Origin of the sequence: Leptolyngbya sp. FACHB-36 (genome assembly GCF_014695955.1) — a bacterium.
GTDB lineage: Bacteria > Cyanobacteriota > Cyanobacteriia > Leptolyngbyales > Leptolyngbyaceae > FACHB-36.
The window spans coordinates 1-7,455 of record NZ_JACJPG010000566.1 but is presented as its reverse complement, the minus strand read 5'-3'; the positions used below and the strand labels follow the sequence as shown (position 1 = coordinate 7,455).

Below are 7,455 nucleotides of genomic sequence, written 5' to 3'. Positions count from 1 at the left end.
ATGGCGTGGTGCGGCGCGGGAGCGCTGCGAGTGATCGGTCAGCCTGCTGTTGTTCAGGGCACGCTGGTCTCTCTACCGGGAGGGTCGGTGGAGGTTGCGTGGGGCTGCAACGGGTTTAATATGGCGTTTACGATGGCAGCGGCAGGGTTGATTATGGGGCTGTTTTTGAACCAGAGTCGGCTACAGACGATCGGCTTAATGGCGATCGGCATCGTCTTGGCGCTGGTGTTCAATGTGCCCCGGATTATGCTGCTAACGCTGGCATCGGTTTACTGGGGGAAGGCAGCGTTTGAGTTTTGGCACGGTCCTTGGGGCGGACAGATTTTTACAGGAGTGCTGTTCACGGTCTACTATTACGCCGTGATGGGGCTAACCAATCGATCGCCCAAAAAATCTCAGGCTTAGCCCGATCGTTTGCGACCCTCCACCGCTACTCGTTGGACGCTACTTGTTGGAGTCTGTGTAAGCGTCCATTGGCAGGCAGGTACAGACGAGATTGCGATCGCCATACGCCTGATCGATGCGTCCCACGGCTGCCCAGAACTTGTTCTCTCGCGTCCAAGCGGTGGGATAGACGGCACGCTGGCGCGGGTAGGGGCGGTCCCAGTCTTCGGTGAGAGCTAAAGCCGTATGAGGCGCATTTTTCAGCAGGTTGTTCGCGCGATCGAGTCGGCCCGCTTCGATCTCCCGAATCTCTTCGCGGATGGCAATCATGGCGTCGCAGAAGCGATCGAGTTCTCGCTTCGCTTCGCTCTCGGTTGGCTCCACCATCATGGTTCCGGCAACGGGCCACGACACTGTGGGCGGATGGAAACCGTAGTCGATCAGTCGCTTGGCAATGTCATCTACTTCGATATCTGCTGTCTTTTTAAACTGGCGCAAATCCAAAATGCACTCGTGCGCGACCCGTCCACCTTTGCCCTTGTAGAGCACGGAATAGTGTCCTTCTAACCGCTTGGCGATGTAGTTGGCGTTGAGAATGGCAACCTTGGTTGCGTCCGTCAATCCTTCTGTCCCCATCAGGGCAATGTACATCCAGGAAATCGGCAAAATGCTGGCGCTGCCCCAAGGAGCGGCGGAGACAGGACCGATCGGGGGGAATTTTGAATTCGAAATTTTGAATTCGAAATTTTCGAGTCGTTCTGCATTCCCTAATGCCGGATGGGTGGGGAGGAAGGGTTTTAGATGGGCAGCAACGCCGATCGGACCCATACCGGGACCGCCACCCCCGTGTGGAATGCAAAAGGTTTTGTGCAGATTCAGATGGCAAACATCGGCTCCAAAATCGCCGGGACGACACAAGCCTACTTGGGCATTGAGGTTGGCACCATCCATGTAAACCTGTCCGCCGTGAGCGTGGACGATGCTGCAAATCTCTTGAATCGCTTCCTCGAAGACGCCATGCGTAGAGGGATAGGTCACCATTAGCGCTGCCAGATGATCGTGGTGCTGCTCGGCTTTCGCCTTCAGGTCTGCAACATCGATATTGCCGTCTGCATCGCAGGCAACGGGTACCACCTGCATTCCTGCCATCACGGCACTAGCAGGATTGGTGCCGTGCGCGGACGTCGGAATCAGGCAGACCGTGCGATGTGGCTCCCCATGAGAGTGGTGATATTGGCGAATCACTAGCAGCCCCGTGTATTCGCCTTGTGATCCGGCATTCGGCTGAAGCGAAATGGCGGCGAATCCAGTAATCTCCGCCAGCCATGCTTCAAGCTGCTGGAACAGGATTTGGTAGCCTGCGGTTTGCTCGACTGGCGCGAAGGGGTGAATTTGGCTGAACTCGCTCCACGTAATTGGCAGCATCTCGGAGGTCGCGTTCAGCTTCATGGTGCAGGAGCCGAGGGGAATCATCGCCGTTGTCAGCGACAAATCCTTAGACCGCAAGCGGTTGATGTAGCGCAGCAGTTCGGTTTCGGAGTGGTAGGAGTTGAAGACGGGGTGGGTTAGGTAAGCGGTGGTGCGGAGGAGGTTGGAATTCGGAATTCGGAATTCGGAGTTCGGAATGGTTGGGAGGAGGTCTTCTGGGGTGAAGTGGGGGATTTCGTCTCCCGCGAATAGTTGAAATAGGGCGATTAGGTCGTCGGAGGATGTGGTTTCGTCTAGGGTAATCCCGAAGGTGGAAGTGCCTAGCTGCCGCACATTGATGTGGTGAGAGTGCGATCGACGGTGAATTCCTGCCGCGCGATCGGCGGGCACCTCCACGCGCAGGGTGTCAAAGACTGGCTCAGCCTCGATCGTGCAGCCCAACTGCCGCAGCCCCGTTGCCAAAATTGTAGTCAGTTGGTGAATGCGCAGTGCGATTTGCCGCAAACCGTGGGGACCGTGGTAGACCGCGTACATGCTGGCAATCACCGCGAGCAGCACTTGCGCCGTGCAGATGTTGCTGGTGGCTCTGTCGCGGCGGATGTGCTGCTCGCGGGTTTGCAGCGCCAGTCTCAGAGCGGGCTGTCCGTGTACGTCTTTGGACACCCCAACCAAGCGACCCGGAAGCTGGCGCTTGTAGAGTTCCTTGGTGGCGAAGTATGCCGCATGGGGACCGCCGTAGCCCAGCGGCACTCCAAAGCGCTGTGTGTTGCCCACGGCAACATCAGCACCAAATTCTCCTGGCGGCTTCAGCAGCGTCAAACTCAGCAGATCGGCGGCAACGGTCACGATCGCGCCTGCCGCATGAGCGCGTTCAATTACCGCTGTGTAGTCGTAAATGGCACCGTCGCTCGCGGGGTATTGCAGCAGCACGCCGAACACGGGCTGATCGAACGAGACAGTGCGGTGGTCTCCCACAAGAACGTCGATGCCCAGCGGCAGAGCGCGGGTTTGAACCACGGCGATCGTTTGCGGGTGGCACTCCTGCGACACCCAAAATGTCTTGGCTCCCGTTTTGCTGACGCCGTAGCTCATTGACATGGCTTCGGCTGCCGCTGTGCCTTCGTCTAGCAGCGAGGCATTGGCGATTTCCAATCCGGTCAGGTCGGTGACCATCGTTTGGAAATTCAGCAGCGCTTCCAACCGTCCCTGCGCAATTTCGGGCTGATAGGGCGTGTATTGAGTGTACCAACCGGGGTCTTCTAGGATATTGCGCTGAATTACAGGCGGCGTGATGCAGTTAGCATAGCCCATCCCGATAAACGATCGATAAACTTGATTCTCCTGCGCGATCTCTTTCAGCTCTTGCAGCAGTTCGTACTCGCTTTTGCCCGTTTCTAGGTGCAAGGGATGCCGCATCCGAATCGCTGGAGGAACCGTTGCGTCAATCAGCGCATCTAGGCTGTCAAAGCCTAGCAGAGTTAGCATTTGCTGAATGTCGATCGCAGAGGGACCAATGTGACGCTGAGCGAAAGAGCCGGGGTATGCCAGCGGCGTGGAAGGTAACGAGTGAGGTGTGCCGTTGGCTACTCCGTTGGCTGCAATTGGGGTAACGCCATTAGTCGCTGCGCCATTTGTGCGCTGACTAAGTTGGTCAATCGATCGCTCTGGCATAAACTCTACGTGCTGTCGGGTTGTGGGCTACTGTAGCCGATCGCTACATTAACATTCTGCAACACTTGAATTGAAAGTGCCGAATCAGCGACTCCCTAACTCAAGGGTTGCCCTATCGAATCCTCCGAATCTAACTCATTTAGGATGGCAGTAGGGCTGTAGCAAATCGCCGTCTGCTGGTTGCTGCTGGCTCCTGCCTCATCTCCCTGACCCCGCTGACTCTGCAAGATCTCCACCACCATCCGTACCGATGCGATCGTGGTGATACTCCCTCATGGCATGAATTAGATTTTCTACATTCCAATCGATCGCGGAGGTTGCAGCTTATCTGCGCCTTCGCTTTAGTTTCGTCAGTTGATACGGTCTAACAATTTGGTCTGCACGACTGGTTGCAAGCGGCTGGCGGAGCTGTAAAGATTAACTGCCGCCGCTGCATTTTGCCGTTAAATTGCTTCATTCAAAAACAACTATTGCGCTGAGTGGAAGACGTTTGTGCAGACAGTCAGTTAACTGTGCTGCTAACCGTGCTCCATTGAAATGCACTAACATTGAAGCGTTCTAAGATAACGGCTAAAAAAACGAATTCATCTGTTGGTGCCGTTGGGCTACCAGTCATTCCCTAGGACCAATGCCGAGGCAGGCAGGATAACGGTATACTCTGCGAGTAGTGATTCCTCTAGGGTTCGCGTTGCATGAATAAGTCCGTAGATGAGGTGCGTTCACGCGAGATTGCCGATCGCATCAAGAGCAGCGCCCGCTCTCCATTCAACAACGCCCACAAAGCGGCGCTGGCAACACCGGGAGCCGTCTACGTTCAAGGATTCGTTGCCCGCAGCGGCAATCCAAAGGCGCCGATCGAGCACGGTTGGATTGAACTCGACGAGCACATCATTGATCCGTCGTTGCCCTACCTTGCTCAAGACGGTCAGGAACTCCACTATTTCCCGGCACAGCAGTTAAGCGTCAAGCAGTTAAAAGCGGCGATCGAAGAAGCTGAGGAAGATTATCCCGATGACGACCCCTTGCCGATCTACGGTGCTGCGCCCTACGAGTATTACGGAGATGTCATGCTGGGCGGCAGCGCCTATCAGGAAGCGTTTGAGGCCGCAGCGGCAAAGTGCCGAGAGTTGAATCAGCGGTAGCAGCGGCAGTTGATTGCAGACAGTTCACTGACGACTTGGACCCGTCCCCGCATCCACGCGTGGAGCAACCGATTGAGTGACTGCTGATCTTCCTCGCTAAGCGACTCATCGAGAATCGCTGCCAGAATGCCGTAGCGATCAGCGAGCGTCATTTCGCTCGTCAGGCTGGTCTGGACAAACAATTCGGAGAGCGCACCGGGAAGCAGGGCTAGGGGAACCATGAGAGCCACCGAGATGATTGATATTACTAATATCTACGGCTGCCCTGAAAATTCCAGTGATAACGACGCGCTAAACCTGTGACAATTCCCCTGCAATCGAGTGATTTAATCTGGCTTAGTAAGTGATTTAAATCACAAGGTTAGCTGAGATCGCTGTCGATCGCTGCATTACATTGTTAGATTGCTGAACTCAGCATTGGAGCCAAGTAACTGTCCGATCGGGTGAAGTACAGCCGAAATCAAGGGTGTTAGGCTGCTGAACATTAACATGCTCCATCCAACAGGGGAAGTAGAGGCGTTACCGGGTCTGTTCTCTACTCCTCTGTTCCTTTTTGATACGGTCTCTTTTAGAGTACGCCGCCTGCACATAAACGGTTTATTTCAACCGTTTACGAACTTGGGCTAGCAGAGTTTGGGCTTGAGAATAAACGGTGGTTCCTCGATCGATTTTGGCTAACTTAGACTCGATCGCCTGCATCTCGCCGCTGATTTGATTCAGGTCTTTTGACTTCGCATTTTTCACCAACTGCTGCTGCAATTGCTGTGCCTCTTCAAATACGTCAACTGAGGTTTGCTCCTGCGTCTGGCGCACTTTAGCCGTTCTCAAGTTGTCTTTGTAATGTGCCAGCAATTTTTGAGCCTGCAAAAAATCAGGGTCTGCATCTTTAATTTCCTCTAGCCGCGTAATCGCATCCTGCCAGTTGCCCTGCGCCTTTTCCCACTCGGCAACCGATCGCGGCGCATTCAGCGAGGGTGCTTGAGCAACGGTGGCGAATGCCTTTGCTGCTTGGATTAAGTTACCAGAGCGGACATTTCCAGCTGTAAAGCCAACGACTTGCTGAAAATCGCGCTCGTAAGCCCCCAATTTTGTTTGCGCCATTCGTCCTGCCAGCGTTTCAGGCGGAATCTGCTCCAAGCTGTCGATCGCCTGCTGCCACTGAGCGATCGCGGTCTGCTTCTCGGCAAGATTTGGGGATTCCTGGTACTGCTGCTTAGTGCCCCCCAACGACTGCTCTGCCTGTCCTAGCTGCGTTTGAGCATTCTTCTCCTGAAACAGCTTGGCGTCCATGCGAGCAATTTGCTTGCGCGCTTGCTCAAACTCATCCAGCGTAAATCGCCAGGTGCACTGCGACCACGCGCAGTAGGCTTGAGGGTAATAGCCCAAAAACCACACGGGCAGAGCGTCCAGATGGCTTTGCGCTTTCTTTACCTTCGTTGCTCCTAGCTCAAAGTCAGCCGCGCTCGTTGCTTGGTTCACCAATTGATCCGACTGCTCCACCAGCGCGATCGCCTGCCGATAGTTGGAGTCCATGCTCATAAAGCTGGGCAGCAGCACGATCGGGGCTACCCGCGACACGGGGAAGCGAATCATTGGGTAAGGCAAATTCAGAAACCAGACGCCCCCTGCCACTGCCGTGATCGCGATCGTCGCAGCCTGAAGGTGTCCCCAAAACTTCGATGGGCGATTGGCAGCCGCTGCCGCCTTGAGCACTCGCTCGCTGAAATTTGGAAACAGATCGCTGACCGTACCGCGCAGTTCCTCCAGCGTCAGGGGCGGTCCTGCCTGCGATCGCAGCTTCTCTAGCCGCTTTAAGGCAATTTCTTTTTGAACCTGGCTGGCAAAATCCTCGCCGCAGCACCGCAGCACTTCTGCTTTCAGAAGCTCAAAGGCATGGTTGTTAAGAGACATATTGCTTGCTTAGCCTGTGGCAGTTGAAGGTGATTTGCTGAGGTCAGTATTCCCTCGTTCTTGAGTCCTTAACTACGCAGCCCAGAGCAGCATTTACGACTGCCAATTACAGCTGCTAACAACACACCCTGCTCAATCCGGCACTGAGAAATCGTAGCTCCTTTTTGTAGTCGGAACTACCATGAGAAGTAGTGAGCGATCGAAATTTCACGATCGCGGCTCACTGCCTTTCAACGCGTCTCCCCCCTGCTGCAATGTCAAATCATGTCTCTGCCGATTTGTTGGGTCCTGCTACCATTCCCTGGGACACGTTCGAGGATATTCTGCGACGGCTGCACAAAGAGCAGATTTACCTCCATCCGCACCAGCTAGCCGAATTTCTGGTGTACCACGGGCTTCCGGTTGATCTCTGCTACGTGCCCAAGCACCTAAAGCAAAAGGCACAGAAAATTAATGACAACTACCAGGGAGACTGGGCAAGACAGGAAGCCATTAGCCAGCCCCACAGCTTGTTTTCGTTTGAGTAACGGCGTTTGAAAAACGGTAGAGAGGACAAGATGAGTGTTGAATCAACCGCTGATCAGCAAGCGAAATTAACTGCTGAACAGCATCGCCAAAAAATGCAGCGGCGCAAGCAGGTACAGGACCAGCGATTGGCGGGCATGACTCAGGAGCAAGGACTGGTCATCGTGCATACGGGCAACGGCAAAGGTAAAACGACAGCAGGCTTGGGTATGGTGCTGCGATCGCTCGGTCATGGCTACCGCGTGGCGATCGTGCAATTCATCAAAGGCGCGTGGGAACCTGCCGAAAAAGCTGCCTTTAGCCCGTGGAGCGTTGGGACAGCAGACCAGCCGCCGCAGTTAGAGTTCCACGCACTCGGCGAGGGCTTTACCTGGGAAACGCAGGACCGCGATCG

7 protein-coding genes are annotated in these 7,455 nt (G+C 54.9%); 4 read left to right on the top strand and 3 right to left on the bottom strand.

Translation table 11 applies throughout. The features are described 5' to 3' along the window. Positions 1–405: archaeosortase/exosortase family protein (locus H6F43_RS16255; RefSeq protein ID WP_190343768.1), on the top strand; the 405-nt coding region annotated here is incomplete at its 5' end. 39 nt (positions 406–444) lie between these two features. Here the strand turns inward: H6F43_RS16255 and gcvP are convergent. Beyond that, complete coding sequence (gene gcvP / locus H6F43_RS16250; protein ID WP_190343767.1) at positions 445–3,483, bottom strand: aminomethyl-transferring glycine dehydrogenase; 3,039 nt, start codon at positions 3,481–3,483, stop codon at positions 445–447. 692 nt (positions 3,484–4,175) lie between these two features. Between gcvP and H6F43_RS16245 the strand changes: the two genes are divergently transcribed. After that, positions 4,176–4,625, top strand: coding sequence for a hypothetical protein (locus H6F43_RS16245; RefSeq protein ID WP_190343766.1), 450 nt, complete (start codon positions 4,176–4,178; stop codon positions 4,623–4,625). Here the strand turns inward: H6F43_RS16245 and H6F43_RS16240 are convergent. Next, positions 4,616–4,846 (bottom strand): hypothetical protein, encoded by a 231-nt coding sequence (locus tag H6F43_RS16240; protein WP_190343765.1) that lies wholly within the window; start codon positions 4,844–4,846, stop codon positions 4,616–4,618. The two genes, H6F43_RS16245 and H6F43_RS16240, sit on opposite strands and share 10 nt — an antisense overlap. Positions 4,847–5,222: 376 nt before the next feature. Further along, the gene (locus tag H6F43_RS16235; RefSeq protein WP_190343764.1) at positions 5,223–6,536 is read right to left on the bottom strand and encodes a hypothetical protein; all 1,314 of its coding nucleotides are present in this window, start codon (positions 6,534–6,536) and stop codon (positions 5,223–5,225) included. A gap of 254 nt (positions 6,537–6,790) precedes the next feature. Between H6F43_RS16235 and H6F43_RS16230 the strand changes: the two genes are divergently transcribed. Both H6F43_RS16230 and H6F43_RS16225 read left to right on the top strand, forming a co-directional pair. Further along, positions 6,791–7,063, top strand: a complete 273-nt coding sequence (locus H6F43_RS16230) for a hypothetical protein (protein WP_190343763.1) — start codon at positions 6,791–6,793, stop codon at positions 7,061–7,063. A 30-nt stretch (positions 7,064–7,093) separates the two neighbouring features. Next, positions 7,094–7,455: cob(I)yrinic acid a,c-diamide adenosyltransferase (locus H6F43_RS16225; RefSeq protein ID WP_190343762.1), on the top strand; the 362-nt coding region annotated here is incomplete at its 3' end.